This window comes from Oleiphilus sp. HI0132, assembly GCF_001635845.1.
Genome location: NZ_LWGJ01001468.1, coordinates 1 through 2,109 on the forward strand (window position 1 = coordinate 1; position 2,109 = coordinate 2,109).

A 2,109-nucleotide genomic window follows, 5' to 3' on the forward strand; every position below is an offset into this window, starting at 1 on the left:
ATTGATAACAGACTCAAACTGAGGTTGAGCCTAATCGGACATAGGAATAATATTAGTGTGTAGGGAAGCAGCCGGTTAAAGAAAGAGAGCGAGACCATTAGGGTTCGCTCATTACAGATTAGTGATAATTTAATTCCATCGTATACAGGCTATTGAGTATAGCTTGCTGATGATTAGGAGACTTTGAATTGATTGACTAGTTGTTCCAGTTCAATCGCGAATTCAGCTTGTTGCTCAGACAGTACGCGAGTGGTGCCAGCATTTTCTGTGTTGACTTCAGCGTGATCCTTAATGCCAACAATTTTCTCACTCATATCTTCAGCCACAGCACTTTGTTCTTCAGCGGCTGTCGCGATTTGGGTACTCATATTATTGATTTGATTGACCATATTGGTGACATTTTCCAATGAGTGGTTGGCGGTATTGGCTTGCTCTACAGTTTCATGGACCTTAGAGAGGCTTTCTTCCATCACACCCACCGCATTTTCAGCGTTTTCTTGAAGCTTATTAACGATGATGTCAATTTCTTCGGTTGATTCTTGGGTTTTACCTGCCAATGTTCTGACTTCATCTGCGACGACCGCAAAACCCCGGCCTTGTTCACCTGCTCTCGCGGCTTCAATGGCAGCATTAAGTGCTAGAAGGTTGGTTTGTTCAGCAATACCACGAATTACTTCCATAACTTTACTGACGTCTACGCAATCCTGTCTTAGTTCATCTAGTACGGTTTTTGTATTACTGGTTGTCTGCTCTAATGACTCGACGACATTGACGGCGGTATTAACAGTTTCTTTACTAGAGATTGTCTCGTCATAGGCTTCATTGGCGCTTTCAGAGGTGCTGACGATATTTTCGGCGACTTCTGAAATAGAAGCAGCCATTTCCGTCATAGCTGTAGCGACAAGTTCAATAAGAGCTTGTTGCTCGTCGAGGCTTCTTGAATTATCTTGGCTAGCGACTGTCAGTTCAGCAGAAGACTGGCTTGTTTGACTTGCAGCCTGGTGAATCTGCTCCAATACATGCTCAAAACTGCTTAGCATTTCATCGAAGTGTTGGGATAGCTCAGCGATTTCGTGTGAGCCACTTATGTTTGAGCGAATTGTCAGGTCCTTATCATGATTAATCTTTCGCATGACATGGGTTAGCCTTTGGATAGGAGCATTGATGGATCGGAATATGGCTAAATTAATAATAAGAATAATCACAGTCAGTACGCCGGTTATCATATAGAAGGTTGACTTACTTCGTGCTTTGGTTGCCTCTAACGAACTGTTCATCATGGCAGATAACGAAGTAAGCTGTTCCTCGCTTTGATGGATGGTAGCACGTAGCTGACCGAGCAAGCCTGTTTCGGGGCTTAATCCAAGTTCTTGTGTCTTAACCGTTAGCTTTCTAAAGTCATAAGCGTAAGCGTTCAGGTTTTTTCTGACCTGGTCTTTAATTTGCGAAGGTAGCGCTCTGCTATCCAAAGTAGACATTATTGCCGCCATATCAGTATTAAACTTATCGATGTATTTTGTGTCTAGTCGCAGCATAAAGTCTTTTTCTCGACGACGTAACATAAGTGTTTCCGCAAGCAGTTGGTAGTCTTTTAGCTCAGTAATAGCGGACTCAGCACTGTGTACTGATGCTCGAAGAGTACCGTAAAGCCCGGTTTTAGGTGTTAATCCTATTTCTTTTTGAGTTTTCGATATGGTTAAAAAAGTTTGATGATAGCTTTTTATTATGTCGCCTAATTTGGTGAGATTATCTTCAGTGTCAAACCCAAGTGAGTTGTTTAATACTTTTAGTTCGCTAATTTCTTTGTTTAGCTTTGCAACATTATCAGAGAATCGTGTGACGTATTTTTCATCTTTCCTGGTGAGGAAGTCCTTTTCATTCCGTCTCAAGGTAAGCATGTTAGAGTTAAGCTTTTCAATGGACACAAGCGAAGAAGCTGACTCTGATAGTGTCTTGCTAAAATTGAGCTCGACTAAGATGATTGTAAGCATACCAACTAATGTAATAGTGCAGATTGATAAGAGCTTAGATTTAATTGATATGTTATCTAACAGTTTGGACATATTTGACCCCCTATTGCCTATTCCAGAAGCTCGTTACCTATGAAGT

At 41.4% G+C, this 2,109-nt stretch carries 1 protein-coding gene; it reads right to left on the reverse strand.

What is annotated here, in order from left to right:
• Positions 1-173: 173 nt before the first annotated feature.
• Entirely contained in the window at positions 174-2,063 is a 1,890-nt protein-coding gene (locus A3766_RS22680) for a methyl-accepting chemotaxis protein (protein WP_068764726.1), read from the reverse strand.
• Positions 2,064-2,109: the final 46 nt, after the last annotated feature.